The sequence below is a fragment of the Streptomyces sp. NPDC041108 genome (assembly GCF_055592645.1).
The window spans coordinates 16,406-36,657 of the sequence record NZ_JBVIYK010000008.1 but is presented as its reverse complement, the minus strand read 5'-3'; the positions used below and the strand labels follow the sequence as shown (position 1 = coordinate 36,657).

Here is a 20,252-nt window from a genome sequence, read left to right as displayed (position 1 = left end):
GTTGAGGAGGAACGCAACTCGTATGACGTATGTAACCCGTATGACGTATGACGTCAACAGGGATGCCGTACAGTGAGCGAACATCCTTGGTACGGCACGGGTCCCGGGGGGTGTCATGACGGCAGTACCGCAGTCATCCGCAGAGGCTTCCGAGGCCCCCGCCTGGAGTCGGCGCCCGGCGAATCTAGCCGCCGCGGTCACGGCTGAGCTGGTGGAGCGGATCGTCCGTGGAGTCCATCCGTCCGGTTCGCCTCTCCCCCCCGAGCCCGTGCTCTGCGAGACCTTCTCGGTCAGCCGCACCGTGGTCCGCGAGGCGGTGAAGGTACTTCAGGAGAAGGGGCTGGTGCAGGTCCGCCAGGGCGCCGGCACGATGGTCACCCCGCCGGCGATGTGGAACATGCTTGACGAGCTGGTCCTCGGCGCGACCATCGCCGAGGACGAGAGCCTGGCCATCCTCGATCACCTCGTCGCGACCCGCCGCGCGCTGGAGTCCGATATGGCCAACGTCGCCGCCCGCCTGGCGGACGCCGAGGTGGTCGACCAGCTACGCGGTCTGGTGGAGCGGATGGACGAGCTCGTCGACGACCCCGCGTCGTACCAGGAAGAGGACCGGGCGTTCCACGACACCGTCATGCAGGCGTCGGGAAACCGCATCGGCCGTGCCGTGGTCCGTTCGCTGGAGCGCCAGGTCATCAACTCTGCCCGCTACATGGGCCGAACCGGCCGCGCCTTCTGCGTCGCGTCCAACCACGGCCATCGGCGCATCTACGAGCGGATCGCAGCGGGCGACCCCAAGGGCGCGGCCGAGGCGATGTTCACCCACATCACCGAGGCGTGGGTGGTGCGCCGCAGCGGGCCGGACGAGCCGACTCGGCTGCGGCGTTAGAGGCGCAAGCCGGTGGGCGAAGGTTCGGCTGTCCGTTCCGGCCGCTCTGTGGCCCCAACCGGCCACGTAGGAGTGGTTGAGGGCGTTGGCCGAAGAGGTGGTCCATCGCCTGCACGGCACCGTCGCGGTGGCGGACGTCCCCGGTCACGCCGAACGCCGTCGCGATCGCGTCGTCGACGACGACGCTGCCGGCACTGCCGGCGACTTCGGCTGTCCGGGCCTTGGCACACCCCTCTGAACGACCGGAAGGAGCCAGAGCCACCGGCAGTGCGTCCAGGTGCTCGCGACGAGGGAGAGGGGTCGGCAGAGGCCGGCGGTGGCGTGCCGCATTCAGCACGTGTCCACAGATCCGCGGATCCACCGAGGCGCGGTGGGGCCCGCACCCACGCGGGCCCCACCGCCGGCATCCGCTCCTGTCCCGAAGGAGCGGACAGAGGTTGCTTCCGCTAACGCAGTGCCCACTGCTGGTTGGTGCCGCCGTGGCAGGACCAGAGGGTGATCCTGGTGCCGTTGGCGGTGCCGCCGGCGTTGGCGTCGAGGCACAGTCCGGACTGGACACCGGTGATGGTGCCGTTGGGGTTGACGTTCCACTGTTGGTTGTTCTGGCCGTTGCAGTCCCAGATGATGACCTGGGTGCCGTTGGTGGTGCCGCTTCCGCTGGCGTCGAGGCATTTGTTGCCGTGGACGGTCAGTTGTCTGCCGGCGGTGTGGGTCCAGGTCTGGCCGGCCGCGCCGGTGCAGTCCCAGAGCTGGGTCTGGGTGCCGTTGGTGGTACCGGCGCCGGGGACGGTCAGGCAGCGGCCCGACTGCGCGCCCACGATCTCCCGAGCCGTCGTCGGCGGCGGGGTGGTGTCCTTCGGTCCGGCGGACGCCATCACGTCCTGGGCACCGGAAGGCCAGTTGCCATTGCTGACCGTGACATTGCCGGACACCACGTTGCCGCGGTCCCCGTTGGTCACGTTCGTACTGCCGTTGGTCGACCAGTTGTTGGTGACGGTCCAGTTCCCCATGTTCTCGCCACCCCAGTAGTTGGCTGTCGCCCACGTACCGGTGTTCGAGAAGACGTTGTTGTCGGCCTTGTAGTACTTCGAGCCCTCGTCGAAGTACAGCCCGAAGTGTCCGTTGGTCCGCAGGCAGTGGTTCCGGCTGATCAGCGCGCTCGGGTTCCATCCGAGCGTGTAGATGCAGCCACCGTCGTTCATCTGCTGCATGACATCGTGGATGTAGTTGCCGACGAGCCGGTTGTTGGACGCGGTGGTCGGCGTCGTGTAGCGCGGCTGGTAGTTGTACAGGCCGCGGTTGGCATAGTGGTTGCTGCCGCCCGCGTCGTTGGCACCCCAGCCGAACCCGATCGACATGCCGGAGTACGGCATGTTGTAGACCTCGTTCTGGGCGACGGTGCTGTTGGTGACGTACGTGGTCAGGACGGAGACGATGCCCCGGTGGTCCGCCCCGAGGTCGTGGATGCGGTTGTTGCTGATCGTGATGTCCCGGTTGACCATGCGCTGGTCGCTCGGGTGGTGGGCGTCGGCGCGCACGCCGCCCACGAGGATGCCACCGGCTGAGCTCCGGGCAATCTCCGACCGGGTCACCGTGATGTTGCCGGCGCCCAGGCCGACGCCGCTGGTGTGCGCGCCCGCGTCGTTGCCGATACCGATGGCCGTCTGCCCCAGGTTGACGAACCGGGAGTCGCTGAAGGTGACGGTGTTGGCGGCGGAGACCTGCACGGCGGCCGGCATCTGCCGCCAGTGCGGCCGGGCGGCCTCGAACTGCGTGCAGCCGTTGTGGCAGGAGTCGAAGCTCGGCCAGCTCCAGTCGCCGGCCATGTACGCGCCGGTCTGCTGGTCCGCGTAGCCCTGGTTGCTGCTGGGGCCCAGCCAGCTCGTCCCGGTGAAGGTGATCCCGCTGAACGTGAGGTGGTGCGCCGGCTCGCCGTACGTGCCGCCGACGTTCACCAGCGACTGCAGCCTTGGCAGTTCCACGCTGACGGAGCTCATGTTCTGCCCGGCCAGGGGGATGTAGTACAAAGTTCCGGCCGTGGGGTTGAGGTACCACTCTCCGGGCGAGTCCATGAACTCGTACGCGTTGGACAGGTAGAACGGTCCGGCCCGGTGTGGCCGCATGAGGGTGTCGTAGCCGAAGTTGTTGTTGTTCCACGCCGGCTGCTGCATCGTGATGAAGTTCCCGCTGATGCTCTGCACCGGCGAGTACCGGTCGGTGAAGGAGTTGACGCTCTCCACTTCGATCCGGCTCTGGTCGGCCAGGTTGTTCAGATAGCTCAGCGCGCCGCCCGAGAACCTCATTCCGGCGCTGGAGGCGGTGAAATCGGCCCTGTTCACCTGTGTGCGTGCCCGGGTGGCGACGGCGCCGTCGACATAGAGCTGCCGGGCGTCGAGACCGGCGGGCACGTCGGCCTTCCAGATGTTCTTGGCTGTGTCGGCCACCGACCAGCCGGTGACCGCCCGGGCACCGGTGATCACCGGACGCGCCGACGGGGCGGCCCGCCACACGACCGTGTGGCCGCCCGAGCCGGAGTCCTCCGCTGTCAGCCGCAAGGGCTGGGCCAGCCGGTACACACCGTCTGCCAACTGCACCACGATGTCGTCCGACATGGCGTCGTTGAGCGATCGCACCGCCGCCTGCGCGGCTGTCAACGAGCACGGCTGCGCGCTGGAACAGTCAGTGCCGGTGCCGGACGGCGAGACGTACACAGTGTGTGCAGCTGCGGATGCGGGCGCGGGGACCGCCATCACCGCGGTCGCGGCTAAACCGACTGTGGCGGCTACGGCGAGAAGCCGCCCTCGTATCGTGCGGGCTGTGAACACGTTTTCTCCTTATGGCGGTTCCCGATGCATACGGCGTATGACGTCTTTCGGAGACCAAAGCCACCCCCATCACCCGGTCGAGGGGGCGTTCTCCAGTCCGCGGAGGACGGTTCGGAGGTAGGACAGCCCGTCACGGGCGAGGGTGTCCTGCGTCGGGGCGAGCGGCCGCCAGATCGAGGCGGCGGTGGCGATGGCCTCGTTCTGCGCGGTGAACGACTCGATGCACAACGCGCCGCCGTAGCCGGTCGTGGCCAGGCCGGCGAGGAAGCGTGGCCAGTCGAAGTGGTCGGCGCCCGGTGTGCCGCGGTCGGTGCCGCTGACCTGGACGTGCTTGATGTGCGGACCAGCCGTGACGAGTGCCTCGTAGGGGTCGGCCTCCTCGATGTTCATGTGATACGTGTCGATCATGAGACCGACGTTCGCGGGCAGGCCGTCGATCAGCTCCACCGCCTGCTCGACCGTGTTGACGACGCTGGTCTCATAGCGGTTGAGGGCCTCCACGCCGATGCTCACGCCCCGCTCCCCCGCGTAATCGGCCACCGGCCGCAGGGCGCGGCGGACGTCCGCGTAGCAGGCCGCGCGCTCCACCGCTGACATGCGCCAGGTCCGCCCCACCGCGGCGTAGACCGGGCCGCCGACGCAGGGCGCGCCGACGGCCACCGCACTGTCCACACACGTCTTCAGGTACGCCACGGTGGAGGCGACGGCCTCCGGTGGGGCGTTCACGAGGTCACGTCCGGGCGAGGTGACCGCACAGACGCCGGCCGCGCGCAGACCGTACGCCGCCAGCAGGTCCCGGGTGCGGGCCGGGCCCCAGTCGCCGGGCTGCTCGATCGGCAGCTCGACCGCGTCGAAACCGAACGCGGCGATTCGCGGCGCCAGTTCGGCCAGGGCCTCGTCGTCGACCGGCGAGGCCCAGACCCAGGGGTTGACACCGATGGTGTACACCGCGCTACTTCCAGCGCTTCGGGTAGCCGGGCAGGTCGGTGCAGCCGCACATCGCGTAGTGCAGTGGCGGCATGGCGGGGTCGACGTACTCGTCCAGGTTGTCCTGGGTGATGGTCGGCTGTGGCAGCTTCCACGGGTTCGGCACCTGCTCGCCGTCGAGGATCTTCAGCGCGGCGATGATCGGGGTGCGCCACTGGTAGGTCGGGTAGGTCGGGGCGATCGCCGTGAGCTTCTTGTCCTTCCACAGCTTCAGGAAGTCGAGCTGGTCCTCGCCGTTGATCGGCGGCACGGGCTTGCCGGCGTCCTCGAACGCCTCCACCGCCGCGCCCGCGACCGCACCGGCGTCCATCCAGACGCCGTCGATCGTGCCGTACCGCTGGATGTAGTCGTTGACGATCTTCTTCGTCCTGGCCGGGTCGCCGTCGGTGAACTCGACGCCGACGACGTCGACGCCCGCCTTGTCGAAGGCGACCTTCGCCGCGGACCAACGGGTCTCCAGCACGTCGACGCCGGGCAGGATGCGCAGGGCGAGCACCTTGCCACCCCGCTTCATCTCCCGGGTGACGAACTCCGCCGCGACGTGGCCGAATCCGTAGCCGCCGATCGGGTTGATGAACGTCACCGGGCAGGTCGTGTCGACGCCGCGGTCGAAGACGATGACCGGCAGGCCCTTCCGGCAGGCGGCCTCGACGGCCGGGGTGAGCGTCGCGGTGGTGTTCGGCGAGACGATGAGGGCGTGGCAGCCCTTGCCGAGCAGGTCGTTGATGTCGGCGATCTGTTTCTGGTCCTTGCCTTCGGCATCGACGTGGACGAACTCGGAGATCCGGCCGCGGTACGTGTCGACCTCGGCCTGCATGGTCTTGAAACCGACCTGGCGCCAGGGGTTGTTCAGCCCCGCGTTGGAGAAGCAGATCTTGTACGGTCCGGGCTTCTTGAACTTCGTGGTCTTCACCATCGCCGGGTTGAGCGCCTGCTCCCAGGGTTTGCCGGCCGGCCCGGTGGGCGCGGCGTCCAGGAGCGCGAGCTGCTTTTCGTAGTCGGCCTTCACGAAGAACTTCGACTGCTTCCCGGTGCCCGACCCGGTGCCCGCGGAGGGCGAACCCGATGCGCCGGTGGTGGGATCGTCGGTGGCGCAGCCGGCCAGCACCAGTAAGGCGCTCACGGCCAGCACCGTCATGGAATGCCTCACTGAAGCCCCTTTATCTGGACGGGAGACGGAAGGACGCCGCCGCCACGGCGAACAGAATGATCGCGCCCTGGACGGTCGGTTCGAGGGCGCCGGAGACGCCGTAGAAGTTCATGAGCGTGAAGAGCGTCTCGAGGGTCAGCGCGCCCAGCATCGCGCCGACGACCGAACCGCGGCCCCCGCCCAGAGCGACACCGCCGAGGACCGCCGCCGTGATCGCGCCGAACTCGAGGCCGGCACCGGCCTGGAACGACACTCCGCTGTACCCGCCGATCAGGATCGCCGCGAGGGTGGCGGCGAGTGCGCTGAGGACGAACGCCATGGTCCTGGCGCGCCACACGCGCACGCCGCTCAGCTCGGCGGTCCGCGGGTTGCCGCCGACGGCGACCAGGGTGCGGCCGAAGTCCGAACGCGTCAGCACCAGCGCCACAGCGGCCGCCGCCAGCAGGACGACCAGGGCGTACGGTATCCGTCCCAGCGCGGGCACGTCCTCGAACGCCGACCGGCCGAGCCGGCGGAACTCCTCGGAGAGGCCGCCCTTCGGGGCACCGTCGGACCACAGGTACACGGCACCGACGAGGATCAGGAACATCCCGAGGGTCGTGATGAACGACGGCACGCCCAGCCGCGTGGTGACGAGGCCGTTGACGAGACCGACGGCGATGCCGAACGCGAGCAGCAGCAGGACGACCGGCCAGGCGGCCGACGGATCGTTGTCGATCAGCCGGGCGGCGATGACCACCTGCGCGGTGACCAGCGAGCCGACGGACAGGTCCAACTCGCCGGAGACGATCACGAAGTACTGGCCGGCGGCGAGCAGGACGATCGGCGCGGAGCGGCCGAGGAACGACATCAGCGACGGCGGCGAGAAGAAGTCCGGTTGGCGAGCGCTCAGCAGCACCAGCAGGACCGCAAGGATCACGATGATCGGTGCGAGACCGCCGGAGCGGAACTCGAGGAGCCGCAGTGGGCGCGCGATCCGCATGCTAGGACGCCTTTCGCATCGCCCGGCGGGCATAGACGGCGACCGCCGCGATGATGATCACGCCTCGGATCACCTGCTTGAAGAACGCGTCGACCTCGAGCTGGTTGAAGATGGCGTCGATGCTCGCGAGCAGCAGTACGCCGCCGACCGTGCCGGCAACGCTGCCGCGCCCGCCGGCCAGGGCGGTGCCGCCGAGCACCACCGCGGCGATCGACTCCAGGTCGTACAGTCCCTCGGTGCCTACTCTCGGTGCGCCGGCGCCGAGCCGGCCGGCGAGGTAGACCCCGGCGAGACCGGCGCAGAGGGCGCACAGCACATGGGCGGTGACGAGGACCCGGCTGCCCCGCACACCGGAGAGCCGGGCGACCTCCGGGTCACCGCCCACGGCGATCAGGTGGTGGCCGAAGCGGGTGCGCGCCAGCGCGAACCAGGCCGTGGCGGCGACGGCGAGCAGCAGCAGGAACGACACCGGCACCGGGCCGATGCGCTGGTACCCCAGGCCCTGCACCAGGGCGGGTGCGGTCTTCCCGGCCGGGCCGTCGTATCCGTTGTCGAGGAATCCCTTCAGCAACAGTCCGACGCCGACGGTCGCGATGAACGGGTTGACCCGCGCAGTGGTGACGAGCAGGCCGTTGACCAGGCCGATCGCCGGCAGCAGCGCGTCGTCGTCACCGGCCATGGTCTCGGCAGCGACGAGGGTGCTCAGACTGACCACGTACGCCACGGACAGGTCCAGCGAGCCCCCGACGACGACCAGCGTCTGGCCGACCGCGACGAGGCCCAGACCGGCGGCGACGTGCAGCAGGCTCACCGTCGTCGGCAGGCTGAACAGCCGGCCGCCGTCGGCCGTGACGATGAGCCAACCGATCGTCAGGGTGAGGACCAGGGCGACGAACACGCCGGGCGGGGTCCGCCGGGCAGGCGGGGACAGCGCGCCGCTCATCCGGCCGCCTTCCGCGCGGTGCCGACCGCCAGGGCGACGACATCCTCTTCTGTCGCGCCGGCGGGCAGCTCGCCGGCGATCCGGCCGTCGCGCATGACGATGATCCGGTCGCTCATGCCGAGCAGCTCCGGCAGCTCGGACGAGACCATCAGCACGGCGGCGCCGTCGCGGGCCAGCCGGCGGACGAGATCGTGGATCGCCGACTTGGCGCCCACGTCGATGCCCCGGGTCGGCTCGTCGAAGAGCAGGATCCTCGGGGCGAGCGCGAGCCACCTCGCCAACACGACCTTCTGCTGGTTGCCCCCGGACAGGAAACGGATCTCCTGGTCCTCCCCCGCGGCGCGAAGCTCGACGGCCGCGAGCAGTTCCCGGACCCGCGCCGTCCGGGCACCGCGGCCGACCCGCGCCGGACGGACGGCGCGGCCGGCCAACAGCGCGTTGTCGAGCACCGACTGCTCGGCGACGATCCCCTCGCCCTTGCGGTCCTCGGAGACGTAGGCGATACCGGCCCGCGCCGCGGCGCGGGGCGAGCGCAGCCGGACCGGCGCTCCGTCGACGGTCACCTGGCCGGTGCTGAACGGTGCGGCGCCGAACAGTGCGCGCGCCAACGCCGACCGGCCGGAGCCCTGCAGGCCGCCGACGCCGAGCACCTCGCCGGCACGCAGCCGTAGGCCGATGCCGCGCAGCTTCCGGTTGCCTCCGCCCCGGACGGTCAGCCGCACCGGGCCCAGCTCCTGCGGCTTCGCCGGTTCGGGGTAGTAGTTCGACAGCTCGCGGCCGACCATGTGGCGCACCAGCTGATCGGCGCTGGTGTCCGCGGTGTCCAAGGTGGCCACCGCCCTGCCGTCCTTGAGCACGGTGATCCGGCCGGACAGGTCGAAGACCTCCTTGAGTCGGTGCGAGACGTACAGCACGCCCATCCCGTGTTCCTGCAGCCGCCGTACGAGCGCGTAGAGCTGGTCGACCTCGTGGTCGGCGAGAGCCGCGGTGGGCTCGTCCATGATGAGCAGCCGCGCGTCGAGGGCGAGCGCCTTGACGATCTCGACCACCTGTTGTTGTGCCACGCCGAGTCGCCCCACGCGCGTGTCCGGCGGTAACGAGCCCTCCCCGATCGAGGCGAGGAGCCCCGCGGTGTGGCTGAGCATCGCCCTGCGGTCGACGAGCCCGCGGCGCAGGGGCTCGCGGCCCAGGCAGACGTTCTCCGCGACGGTGCGCTCGGGCAGGAGAGTCAGCTCCTGGTGGACGATGCCGATACCGGCCTGCTGGGCCTCGCGCGGGCTGCGGAACGTCCGCGGTGCGCCGGCGAACTCGACCGTTCCCTCGTCGGGCTGGTGGACACCGGACACCACCTTCATGAGCGTGGACTTGCCGGCGCCGTTCTCGCCGACGACCGCGTGCACCTCGCCCGGCCGGACCTGGAGGTCGACGCCGTCGAGCACCCGCACGCCGAGGAACGACTTGCCGATGCCTCGCAGAGCGAGCAGCGGCGACGGCGGCAGGCCAGACATCGTGGGACCCTCTACATTCGCGTCGTCAGCAGGATTGAGTCACCGAGAGCTGAATCGTCCGGGTACGGCCGGCATGGAATGGCCCCCGTCCGCCAGCTGTCGTCGAATAACATCGAACTTTCGCCGGATTCGATGGCGACATCGCGGGCCCCGAGGGTAAATGCCTCGATGAGCGCCTGGCAATACCACCGGACATCACAGCAGGGCGTTCGCCGTTCGAACCGCTCAATATGGACCGGCGATCGGTCGACAGCGATTGATACACCAAAATCTGTTATCAAATCGGCCCGTCCGCAGTCGCGCGCCGAACCGCGACGACTGATGCGCAAAATGTGTTATGGAATCGCCCCGACGACAGTCGCGCACCGAACCACGATGATTGATGCGCAAAATGTGTTATTGAATCGGCTGCCCCCGAACCATATTGACTGTTGCGAAACACCGCTGCATGCTGGCCCGCAGACCACGGGAGACGGTCGCATCAGGTGTGACGGCCCCTCTCTTCCGTAGGGACTTGACTGCCCGTCACGGCGGACGGGATGACGAGCTGACGGCACACGTGCGCCTCCGACGCGCTCAGGCACTCCGGCGCGTCGGAGGCGCGGCCGGTGCGTGCCCGTGGTCATGCCATCGTTGCTCCGCCGAAAGAGGAGACGGCATGCGTCGCATCACATTCATCTTCGGGGCGATCGCGAGCGTGCTCCTGTCGCTCCTCATCGCCCAACCGGCGTCAGCGGCGCCGACCTTCCGCGCCCTGGTCTTCACGAAGACGGTCGGCTACCGGCACGATTCGGTCCCCGCCGGCCTCGCGATGTTCCGGGAGCAGGCCGCGGCCAACAACTTCGAGTTGGTCCATAGTGAGGACTCGAGCGTTTTCACCCCGGCGAACCTCGCCACCTTCGACGTGCTCATCATGTTCCAGACCTCGGGAATGGTGTGGACCACGGCGGCCCAACGTCAGGCGGTGGAGGGCTACCTCGCCAGCGGCAAGGGCATCGTCGCGATCCACAACGCCACGGACATGGGCATCGACAATGAGTACCCGTGGTGGGACCAGACCATCAACGGCGGCGCGCACATGCCGGAGCACTCCCCCGGCGTGCTGGCCGGCACCGCCATCGTCGCGGACAAGAAGCACCCGTCGACGGCCGGCCTGCCGGACCGTTGGAACCGCAGCGAGGAGTGGTACAACTTCGACCGCAATCCCCGCGGCGACGTCCATGTCCTGGTCACCGCGGACGAGCGCACGTACAACCCGGGCTCCCGCGCCATGGGCCCGGACCACCCCATCTCCTGGTGCCGCAACACCGGCGGCGGCCGCGTGTGGGCCACCGCCATGGGGCACACCAGCGCGGCCTACGGCGAGACCCATTTCCGCAACCACGTCCTCGGGGGCGTCAAGTGGGCGGCCGGCAACGAGCCCGGCGACTGCGGCGGCACCGTGTGGAGCAACTTCGAGAAGCGCACCCTCGACGACAACACCGCGGACCCGATGGCCCTCGCGGTCGCCCCGGACGGGCGGGTGCTCTACGTCCAGCGGGGCGGGCAGCTGAAGATCTTCAAACCGACCACCAACAGGACCGTGACAGCCGCCACGCTCAGCGTCTACACCGGCGGCGAGGACGGACTCACCGGACTGGCGCTCGACCCCGACTTCGCCGACAACGGTTACGTGTACCTGTATCACTCCCCGGCCGGAGTCCCGAACGACATCAACCGGGTCTCCCGGTTCACGCTCACCGGCGACACCCTGAACATGTCGAGCCAGGTGACGATCATCGACATCCCCGCGACCCGGGACCGCACGTTCGCCGAGCCCGGGCACACGGGCGGCTACATCGAGTTCGGCCCCGACAGGAACCTCTACATCGGTACCGGGGACGACGTCCCACCGAACCTCGACTCCAACTGGCAGGGCTACGCCCCGCTGGACTGGCGGCAGGGCAAGGCCAACCTCGACGCCGCCCGCACCGCCGGCAACACCAACGACCTGCGGGGCAAGCTCCTGCGCATCCGGCCGTCGGCGGACGGCGGCTACACCGTCCCGGCCGGCAACCTCTACCCGCAGGGCACGGCGCAGACCCGGCCGGAGATCTACGCGATGGGCTTCCGCAACCCGTTCCGCTTCTCGATCGACCCGGACAACGGGTGGGTCTACCTGGCCGACTACGGCCCGGACCGGAACCCGCCCACCACCAACCGCGGCCCCGAAGGGCTCGTCGAACTCAATGTCATCAAGGCCCCGGGCAACTACGGCTGGCCGTTCTGCCACGGTGACAACCAGGCCTACGCGCCCTACAACCCGAGCACCGGCGTCGTCGGTGCCAAGTTCAACTGCAACGCGCCGGTCAACAACTCGCCGAACAACACCGGCCTGACCAGCCTCAAGCCGATCGTCGCGCCGAACATGTGGTACGGCTACGGCGTCTCACCGAACTTCCCCGAACTCGGCTCCGGCGGCTCGGGGCCGATGGGCGGACCGGTCTACCGCTACAACGCCGCGAACCCGTCCGAGACGAAGTTCCCGCCGTACTACGACGGGGTCCACTTCTTCTACGAGTGGTCGCGCCACACCGTCAAGGAGGTCCACTTCGACTCCGCGACCGCGGTCACCCGGACCAACTCCTTCATGCCCGCCGCCAAGTTCCTCAAGCCGATGGACATGGAGTTCGGGCCCGACGGCTCGCTGTACCTGCTCGAATGGGGCAACAACTTCTCCGGTGGCAACAACGACTCGGGTCTCTACCGCATCGACTACAACCACGGCGGACGGTCGCCCATCGCCAAAGCCACCGGAACGCCCACCAACGGGGACGCGCCGCTGAACGTGCAGTTCAGCAGCGCCGGGTCCACGGACCCGGATCCCGGCAGCACGCTCAACCACCACTGGACGTTCGGCGACGGCACCACGTCCACGGCGGCCAACCCGTCACACACCTACACCGCCAACGGCAACTACACCGCCCAGCTCAAGGTCACCGACAACACCGGAAAGACAGCCTTCGCCAACGTGCCGATCACCGTGGGCAACACCGCACCGACCGTCACCCTCACCCTTCCGTCCAACGGAGGCATGCTGGACTTCGGCGACCGCGTCCCGTACAAGGTGTCCGTCTCGGACCCCGGCGGCGCGCCCATCGACTGCGCCAAGGTGTTCGTCAACCCCGCCCTCGGCCACGACGACCACCAGCACGAGACCACGGACCATCCGGGGTGCTCGGGCACCATCGACACGACGCTGCTGGGCGGGCACCCCGACGGCGCCAACCTGTACTACGTCCTCAACGCCCGCTACACGGACAACGGCGGCCCCGGCGGTGCGGCCCCGCTCACCGGCTACGCCCAGGCGATCCTCCAGCCCAAGCACAAGCAGGCCGAGTTCTACACGGACCAGTCGGGTGTGCAGGTCGTCGAGCAGGCCGGCGCGGAGAGCGGCAAGCGGGTCGGCAACATCTCCGACGGCGACTGGATCGCGTTCAAACCGATGAGCCTGTCGGGCGTCACGAGCGTGCGCTACCGCCTGTCGTCGCCGAGCGGCGGCGGATCGATCGAACTGCGCGCCGACTCCCCGACCGGCACACTCCTGGCCACGACACCGGTGCCCAGCACCGGCGGCTGGAACACCTACCAGTCCACGTCGGCGGTGAACACAGCCGATCTCTCCGGCTCGCACCCGCTCTACCTGGTGTTCAAGGGCACCTCGAACAACTGGTTCGACCTCGACTCGCTCACCTTCGGCGGCAACGGGGTCGGCGAACCGGGCAGCGGCGGCGGCGGTGGCGTCGCCGGTCGGACCTGGACGGTCGCGGCGCAGCACAGCGGCAAGTTCATGGACGTCAACGGCGCCTCGACCGCTGACGGCGCCCAGGTCGTCCAGTGGCCGGCCACCGGCGCCGGCAACCAGAAGTGGCAGGCCGTCGACGCCGGTGGCGGCGCCGTCTATCTGAAGGCGGCGCACAGTGACAAGTGCCTCGCCGTCACGGGCGGGTCCACCACCCAGGGCGCGTTCCTGCAGCAGGCCGCCTGCAACAACGGCGACCCGCAGAAGTTCCTCGTCACCCCGTCGACCACGGCGGGCGTGTACACGATGAAGAGCGTCCCCAGTGGACTGTGCGTCGATGTCAACGGCGGCTCGACGGCCGACGGCGCACGACTCCTGCAATGGAGCTGCCACAGCGGCACCAACCAGCAGTGGCGGTTCACCGCCGTATAGCCCCTCCGGTGGATGCCCGGCGCGGTTGCGCGCCGGGCATCCCTTCCTACGACCAGGTGAGGAACCGCCATGGTGTTTCGCATACCTCGGCCCCGCCGGTACGGACGTCTGTCCGCGCTGGGCACCGCCCTGGTGCTTGTCGGCGTCGGCGCCACCGCGGTGGCGGCACCGATCGAGCCCGGACAGAGCGCCCCCCTCGTGGGCGCGCAGTCGGGCCGCTGCCTGACCGTCCCCGGCGCCGGTACCACCAACGGCACCCAGACCCAGCTCTGGGACTGCACCGGCGCGGCCGGCCAGACCTGGACCCACACCGCCGGCAAACAACTGACCGTCCACGGCAACAAATGCCTCGACGCCAGCGGAAGCGGCACCACCAACGGCACCCAGGTCATCATCTGGGACTGCAACGGCCAGAACAACCAACAGTGGAACGTCAACCCCAACGGCACCATCACCGGTGTCCAGTCCGGACTGTGCCTCGACGCCAACGCCGGCGGCACCGCCAACGGCACCAGGATCACCCTCTGGTCCTGCCACGGCGGCACCAACCAGCAGTGGACCTCGCCGCCCACTCCGCCGGACCCGCCGGTGCCGGGCGGCTCGGGCACGTGCGACATCTACGCCACGGGCGGCACCCCCTGCATCGCCGCCCACAGCACCGTACGAGCGCTCTACAGCACCTACAACGGCAACCTCTACCAGGTCCGGCGCTCGTCCGACAGCACGACCCGGAACATCGGCGTCCGGAGCGCGGGGGGCGCCGCCGACGCGGCGACGCAGGATGCGTTCTGCGCGGGGACCGCCTGTGTCGTCACCGTCGTCTACGACCAGTCCGGCCGCGGGAACGACCTGTGGTACCAGGGCTCGAGTGTGGTGCCCGGCTCCCCCCAGAGCCGCCCGGCGAACGCGACGTCGGAGTCGCTGGCGGTCGGCGGCAGCAAGGCCTACTCGCTCTACATCAACCCCGGCAACAGCTACTGGCGGGACGGCCACCTGACCGGCGTGCCGACCGGCAGCGCCCCCGAAGGCATGTACATGGTGACCAGCGGCACCCATGTCAACGGCGGCTGCTGCTTCGACTACGGCAACAGTGAGACGACCCGAGCGGCCGACGCGGCCGGGGCGATGGACGCGATCAATTTCAGCACCCAGTGCTGGTTCGGCGGGTGCTCCGGCACCGGCCCATGGGTCCAGGCGGACCTCGAATGGGGGCTCTACTCCGGTGGCAGCCAAGCCTGGAACACGAACCAGCGGGCCTTCACCAGCAAGTTCGTGACGGCGATGCTGAAGAACAACGGGACGAGCCGTTTCGCGCTCAAGGGTGGCAACGGCCAGACCGGAAACCTGACCACGTTGTGGGACGGCGCGCTTCCGCCCGGCTACAGCCCCATGAAGAAGCAGGGCGCCATCATCCTCGGCAGCGGTGGTGACTGCTGCAAGCCCAACGGCGGCGCGAACCTCAGCGCCGGCACCTTCTACGAGGGCGCGATGGTGTCCGGATACCCGTCCGACGCGACCGAGAACGCGGTACAGGCCAACATCGTCGCCGCCGGCTACCGCTGAGTCGCCACCTCCATGAGGGCGATCCCGAACGACAGCTCGATCGCTCGGGCGGACAGGTGAGCGGGGGCACCGGCGGCACCCAGCCGGTCGCGTACATCGGACCGCACGGCTTGCGGGACCCGGTGCTCCCGATCTCCACGGGACGTCCGCCGCGTGACAGGTTCGTGCGGAACAACGGCCGCACTCCCCCGGAACCCGCCGAGCCGTGGCGCAGACTCCTCGCGGCTGCCGGACCAGCTGGGGACGGTGCGGCCACCGGCTTGCTTTCGTGTCGGCGGTGCGGCGGGGGCGGTCCTTCAGGAGTGGGCGCACGCGCGTGCGCCGGGCGTCCCGGCCCGCTCGGGAGCACGTACTCGGCCACGCCCGCACCAAAGCGCGGCACAGCCTGACGTCAGCCACACCCGGCCTGGGACCACGGAAGGGCCACCGCACAGTGAGTGCGGTGGCCCTTCCAGCGTGCCGCGTCGGCTCAGGGCAGGGTCCATTTCTGGTTGGCTCCGCCGTGGCAGGTCCACAGGGTCACGAGGGTGCCGTCCGACGAGTTGGCGCCCGACACGTCCAGGCACTTGCCCGCCTGCGGGTTGCGCAGCGACCCGTCCGGGTACGCCTGCCAGTTCTGGTTGGCGCCCCCGTTGCAGGACCACAACTGGACTCTCGCCCCGTTACCGGTGACATCCAGGCACTTGCCCAACGCCTTGACCGTCGACCCCGGCGTCACCGTCCACTGCTGCCTCGCCGAGCCCGTGCACGACGAGATCTGCACCGCCGTCCCGTCCGCCGAGCCGCCGTCACGGACATCCAGACACTTACCCGCGAGCCCCGTGATCGGACCCGCACCGGGTGTGGGCCCGCCGCCCAGCTCCTTGATCCGGACGTTGCGGAACGAAACGTCGTCCCCCGTGCCGTGGTTCTGGATGCCGACGTGGCCGGCGAGTGAGCGGGCGGGGTCGGTGTTGGTGAAGTCATTGACCTTCACTCCGTTGAGCCAGACCTGGAGCCGCTCGCCCTCCACCAGCACCTCGAAGGTGTTCCACTCGCCCGGTGGGTTGAGTGCCGCGTCCCGGGCAGCCGTGTCCGGGGCTTTGACGGCGTAGATCGAGCCAGTCGTGCGGTCGGGCGCGTCGGTGGCGTCGATCTGGACCTCGTAGCCGTTGTTCAGTGCCGACGACGGGTCGCTCGACGGGGGGAAGCCCACGAGCACGCCGGAGTTGTCGTCGCCGGGCATCTTCCAGTCCAGCTTCAGCGAGTAGTTGGTGAACTGCCGGGCGCTGTACCAGAGCATGCCCAGGCCGCCGTACGAGGCGAGGGTGGCGTCCGAGTTGGTGAAGCCGCCCGGGCCGGCCTGCGACCAGCCGGTGGTCGAGCCGTTGTAGAGGGCCGTGTAGCCGTTCTCGGGCCGGCAGTCGGCCTTGGTCCGGCCTGCCGCGTACCGGATGCCGCCGAGCAGGTGCGCCCGGAACGCCGGCTCCGCGTACGACGCCTGGCTGTGCCCGCCGCCGGTGTAGAAGGACCGGCCCCCCGAGTAGGTCTTGCACCAGGTGTGCGGGTGGTCGGCGCCCATCGTGCCGCCCGAGTACGACGACTCGTCCAGTGTGGTGAGCACGCGTGCGGTGGCGCGGGGGTTGGTGCGGAAGTTGTACCACTCGTCGGTGCGGGTCCATGTCTGCGGCAGGTGGGCGGTCGCCGCGTGCGCCCGCCCCTCCACCTTGACGTTGGCCTGCTGGACAGCGGGGTGGGAGGCGAAGTAGGCGCCGACCAGATCGCCGTAGAACGGCCAGTCGTACTCCGTGTCCGCGGCCGAGTGGACGCCGACGAAACCGCCGCCTGCGCCGATGTACGACTGGAACGCCGACTGCTGGGTGCCGTTCAGGACGTCGCCGGTGGTGTTGAGGAAGACCACCGCCTCGTAACGGCTCAGGTTGTCGGTGGTGAAGTGGTTGCCGTCCTCCGTGGCCGTCACCGTGAAATTGTTCGCGGCGCCGAGGTCGCGGATGGCCTGGGTCCCCGCCGCGATCGAGTCGTGCCGGAAACCGGCCGTTCTGGAGAACACGAGGACGTCGTAGGACGTGTCCGCGGCAGCGGCGGGGTGGGGCTGCCCGAGGAGGGCCAGGGCGGCGAGTGTCGCGGCCGCCCCGGCAAGCAGGGTTCGGGGTGTTCTGCGCATGTCCGTCGCTCTCTTCTGGGTGACAGGGATCAGGGCAGGGTCCATTTCTGGTTGGCTCCGCCGTGGCAGGTCCACAGGGTCACGAGGGTGCCGTCCGACGAGTTGGCGCCCGACACGTCCAGGCACTTGCCCGCCTGCGGGTTGCGCAGCGACCCGTCCGGGTTCGCCTGCCAGTTCTGGTTGGCGCCCCCGTTGCAGGACCACAGCTGGACCTTCGCCCCGTCCGCAGTGCCGTTACCACTGACATCCAGGCACTTGCCCAACGCCTTGACCGTCGACCCCGGCGTCACCGTCCACTGCTGCCTCGCCGAGCCCGTGCACGACGAGATCTGCACCGCCGTCCCGTCCGCCGAGCTGCCGTCACGGACATCCAGACACTTGCCCCCGAGCCCCACGACAGGGCCCGCGCCGGGGGTCGGCCCGCCGCCGGGATCGAAGGTGAACGCGTCGACGTCGAAGAGGAATCCGGAGCCGCCGGCGAAGGTCAGGTAGAGCGTGGTGGTGCCGGCCGGTGCACCGGAGATCGAGCCGTTGACGGTGGTGAAGTTCGTCCACGAGCCGGTGACCGGGACGGTGGCGGAGCCGAGGACGGTGCCGGTCGGCGAGCCGGCCCGAACCTGCAACGTGCCGCCCGCGCCGGCTGACGACACCCGGGCACTGAACGTCGTGGCGTTGCTCAGCTTGTACGGCTCGAACGCGATCCAGTCGCCGTTCTCGATGTCGCCGACGGACTTGCCGCCCTCGGCGGTCGACTTGTCCAGGGTGGCGATGCCGGACGATGTCTTGTAGTGCTCGGCCTGCCGGTGCTTCGGCTGCAGGATGTGCTGGGTGTGCGTGGTGAGCCCGGCCTTGTCGGTGTACTCGGCGTCGAAGACCCCGAAGATGTTCGCCGCGTCGTCGTGCTCACCGTCGACCGGGATGGTGATCGTGCCGGAACAACCGGTCTTCGAGGTGACCGGGTGGCCGTGGCTGTCGTGACCGACGATGTACGTCAGCTTGACCTTGGTGCAGTCGACCGTGCCGTCCTCCGGATCCGTCACGGTGATACTGAACGGCACGGTGTCGCCGAAGGCGAAGATCTCCCCCGCGGCGGGACTGTTGAGGGTCACGGTCGGCGTGGTGTTGCCGACGGTGATCCGCACGTCGGCGGTGCCGGTGGCACCCTGCGGGTCGCGCACGGTCAGCGTGGCCGTGTAGTCGCCATTCGTGGTGTACGTCTTCGTCGGGTTGGCAGCGGTGGAGCTGGTGCCGTCACCGAAGCTCCACGCATAGGTCAGTGCCCCACCGTCGGGGTCGGACGAGCCGGCCGAGGAGAATGTCACCGTCAACGGGGCCGCACCGGAGGTCCGGTTGGCGCCGGCCATCGCCGTGGGCGCCCTGTTGCCGCCGCCGACGTGGTCGAAACGGTAGAGGGCGGAGTATTGGTCGCCCTGGTACAGCCCGGCGCCGTAGTCCAGCACGTAGTAGGAGCCGTCCGGGCCGAACGCCGAGTCGATCACCTGCTTGCCGTTCCAGGGGAAGCTGTCGATGGTCCCCGGGGAGCCGTCGGCGTTGAGATGGATCGGCTTGATCCAGCCGCGGCCGAACTCCGTGGCGAAGAACTGCCCGTCGAACGACTGGGGGAACTTCGTGGGCGAGTTGAGGTCGGGGTCGTACCGGTACACCGGGCCCGCCATCGGCGACTCCGAGCCGCCGCCGAACGCCGGCGGGCTGCCGGCGTCGCCGCCGTAGCGGATCCAGGCGGCCTTGGCGGGCGGCAGCGTGCTCAGGCCGGTGTTGCGGAACGAGTTGTTCGTCGCCCCGCCCGAGCAGTTGTACTTCGCGCCCGCCGTGTTGGTGGCGAAGTCCCACTCGGCGAACGTCTCGGCGTTCGTGTTCGTGCCGTTGCAGTACGGCCAGCCGTAGAAACCCGGGCCCGTCACGCGGTTGAACTCGACCTGGCCCTGCGGCCCGCGCGCCGAGGTGGCCCCGGCGTCGGGGCCGTAGTCGCCGACGTAGACGATGCCGGTGGCCTTGTCCACGCTCATCCGGAACGGGTTGCGCAGCCCCATCGCGTAGATCTCCGGCCGGGTCCTGGCCGTGCCGGGCGGGAACATGTTGCCTGCCGGGATCGAGTACGACCCGTTCTCGTTCACCTTGATTCGTAAGATCTTGCCGCGCAGGTCGTTGGTGTTGGCGGCGGTGCGCTGCGCGTCGAACGCCGGGTTGCGGTTGGACCGCTCGTCGATGGGGGAATATCCCGCGGACTCGAACGGGTTGGTGTCGTCGCCGGTGGACAGGTACAGGTTGCCCGCCGCGTCGAAGTCGATGTCTCCGCCGGCGTGGCAGCAGATACCCCGGTCGGCCGCCACGTCGAGGATGTCCACCTTGCTGGACTGGTTGAGCGTGAAGTCGGCGTTGAGCGTGAACCGGGAAAGCCGGTTGACGCCCTGCCACGCCGACCAGTTGCCGCCGGTGGTCGGTGCGTCGCCTCCTGGTGTGGACAGCGGCGGGGCGTAGTAGAGGTAGATGTGCCGGTTGGTGGCGAAACCCGGGTCGATGCCGATGCCCTGCAGGCCGTCCTCGTCGTGCACGTATACGGGGATGTTGCCGATCACCTTGGTGGTGCCGTTGACATCCGTGCGGCGCACGGTCCCGTTGCGAGCGGTATGCAGCACCGACCGGTCGGCGAGTACGGCCAGCGACATCGGCTCACCGACCTCCGCGACCCCGCGGGCCAGTTGGACCTGCTGGAAGTCGGCGGCGTTGATCGGGTGTGCCGAGGCCGGGGTCGCACTGGACAAGGTCGCGACGAGAGTGGCCGCGACCAGGAGCAGAGCCGAACCGATGGCCGGCCAACGCGCGGCTGCAACCCTCCTGATTATCATGAACATGACAATGCACTCCCCTTCCTGAACAGATGGCTGCCAGGCTTGGGGCGCGCGCTGCCGCGCCGATGCCGTAGCGGGATGTCGCCGCTTCAGCCTGCTGGGTGTGCTTCAGCAGGCCACTACGCCGAGCGGGGGCAACGGCTCGGATACAGGAGAGGTCG

12 protein-coding genes are annotated in these 20,252 nt (G+C 69.3%); 4 read left to right on the top strand and 8 right to left on the bottom strand.

Features of this window, described 5'->3' with window-relative positions:
- Positions 1 to 115 precede the first annotated feature (115 nt).
- Positions 116 to 886 (top strand): FadR/GntR family transcriptional regulator, encoded by a 771-nt coding sequence (locus ACZ6BB_RS23040; protein WP_471617049.1) that lies wholly within the window; start codon positions 116 to 118, stop codon positions 884 to 886.
- 85 nt (positions 887 to 971) lie between these two features.
- Positions 972 to 1,124 carry a hypothetical protein gene (locus tag ACZ6BB_RS23035; RefSeq protein WP_471617048.1) on the top strand — a complete coding sequence of 51 codons (153 nt, stop codon included), beginning with the start codon at positions 972 to 974 and terminating at the stop codon, positions 1,122 to 1,124.
- Between the two features lie 208 nt (positions 1,125 to 1,332).
- On the opposite strand, the gene ACZ6BB_RS23030 is transcribed toward ACZ6BB_RS23035, so the two are convergent.
- The 6 genes from ACZ6BB_RS23030 to ACZ6BB_RS23005 form a co-directional block, all read right to left on the bottom strand.
- A complete protein-coding gene (locus tag ACZ6BB_RS23030) occupies positions 1,333 to 3,636 on the bottom strand; it encodes a ricin-type beta-trefoil lectin domain protein (protein WP_471617047.1) in 2,304 nt (767 codons plus the stop codon).
- A 144-nt stretch (positions 3,637 to 3,780) separates the two neighbouring features.
- The gene (locus ACZ6BB_RS23025; protein WP_471617046.1) at positions 3,781 to 4,659 is read right to left on the bottom strand and encodes a sugar phosphate isomerase/epimerase family protein; all 879 of its coding nucleotides are present in this window, start codon (positions 4,657 to 4,659) and stop codon (positions 3,781 to 3,783) included.
- Between the two features lie 4 nt (positions 4,660 to 4,663).
- Positions 4,664 to 5,836, bottom strand: a complete 1,173-nt coding sequence (locus ACZ6BB_RS23020; RefSeq protein WP_471617334.1) for a substrate-binding domain-containing protein — start codon at positions 5,834 to 5,836, stop codon at positions 4,664 to 4,666.
- Positions 5,837 to 5,858: 22 nt separating this feature from the next.
- The gene (locus tag ACZ6BB_RS23015) at positions 5,859 to 6,830 is read right to left on the bottom strand and encodes an ABC transporter permease (RefSeq protein ID WP_471617045.1); all 972 of its coding nucleotides are present in this window, start codon (positions 6,828 to 6,830) and stop codon (positions 5,859 to 5,861) included.
- A gap of 1 nt (position 6,831) precedes the next feature.
- Entirely contained in the window at positions 6,832 to 7,773 is a 942-nt protein-coding gene (locus ACZ6BB_RS23010; RefSeq protein ID WP_471617044.1) for an ABC transporter permease, read from the bottom strand.
- Positions 7,770 to 9,281, bottom strand: a complete 1,512-nt coding sequence (locus ACZ6BB_RS23005; protein ID WP_471617043.1) for a sugar ABC transporter ATP-binding protein — start codon at positions 9,279 to 9,281, stop codon at positions 7,770 to 7,772. Before ACZ6BB_RS23005 ends, ACZ6BB_RS23010 begins: the two co-directional genes overlap by 4 nt.
- Positions 9,282 to 9,939: 658 nt before the next feature.
- On the opposite strand from ACZ6BB_RS23005, the gene ACZ6BB_RS23000 reads away from it, so the two are divergent.
- Both ACZ6BB_RS23000 and ACZ6BB_RS22995 read left to right on the top strand, forming a co-directional pair.
- Positions 9,940 to 13,494: a ThuA domain-containing protein gene (locus ACZ6BB_RS23000; protein ID WP_471617042.1), complete on the top strand. Its 3,555-nt coding sequence runs from the start codon at positions 9,940 to 9,942 to the stop codon at positions 13,492 to 13,494.
- A gap of 69 nt (positions 13,495 to 13,563) precedes the next feature.
- Positions 13,564 to 15,057 carry an arabinofuranosidase catalytic domain-containing protein gene (locus ACZ6BB_RS22995; protein WP_471617041.1) on the top strand — a complete coding sequence of 498 codons (1,494 nt, stop codon included), beginning with the start codon at positions 13,564 to 13,566 and terminating at the stop codon, positions 15,055 to 15,057.
- Between the two features lie 469 nt (positions 15,058 to 15,526).
- On the opposite strand, the gene ACZ6BB_RS22990 is transcribed toward ACZ6BB_RS22995, so the two are convergent.
- The gene (locus tag ACZ6BB_RS22990; protein WP_471617040.1) at positions 15,527 to 17,221 is read right to left on the bottom strand and encodes a ThuA domain-containing protein; all 1,695 of its coding nucleotides are present in this window, start codon (positions 17,219 to 17,221) and stop codon (positions 15,527 to 15,529) included.
- A gap of 29 nt (positions 17,222 to 17,250) precedes the next feature.
- Positions 17,251 to 20,094 carry a carbohydrate-binding protein gene (locus ACZ6BB_RS22985; protein ID WP_471617039.1) on the bottom strand — a complete coding sequence of 948 codons (2,844 nt, stop codon included), beginning with the start codon at positions 20,092 to 20,094 and terminating at the stop codon, positions 17,251 to 17,253.
- Positions 20,095 to 20,252: the final 158 nt, after the last annotated feature.